The 350-nt window shown below is 60.9% G+C and carries 1 protein-coding gene; it reads right to left on the reverse strand.

The features are described from left to right. Positions 1–350, reverse strand: a 350-nt coding sequence (locus FLQ44_RS25665; protein WP_276607880.1) for a carboxyl transferase domain-containing protein, incomplete at both ends; no start/stop codon positions are given.

A 350-nucleotide genomic window follows, 5' to 3' on the forward strand; every position in this document is an offset into this window, starting at 1 on the left:
GCAGGTATTCGGCAGTTTGAAAATTGTCGGGCAGTTTTTCACGCAGGGTTTGCTCGACGACGCGGCGACCGGCAAAGCCGATGGTGGCCTTAGGCTCAGCCAAAATGATGTCGCCCAGCATGGCAAAGCTGGCGGTGACGCCCCCAGTGGTGGGGTGGGTGAGCACCGGCATGTAGAGCAGTTTAGCGGCCTGGTGCTGCTGGAGCGCGCCCGAAATTTTGGCCATCTGCATCAGGCTAAGCATGCCCTCCTGCATACGGGCTCCACCGGAGGCACAGACGATGATCACCGGTCGGTTAGTGGCGGTGCCGCGCTCGATCATGCGGGTGAGTTTTTCGCCGACTACCGAG

The organism is Vogesella mureinivorans (genome assembly GCF_007644035.1).
GTDB classification, from domain to species: Bacteria; Pseudomonadota; Gammaproteobacteria; order Burkholderiales; family Chromobacteriaceae; genus Vogesella; species Vogesella mureinivorans.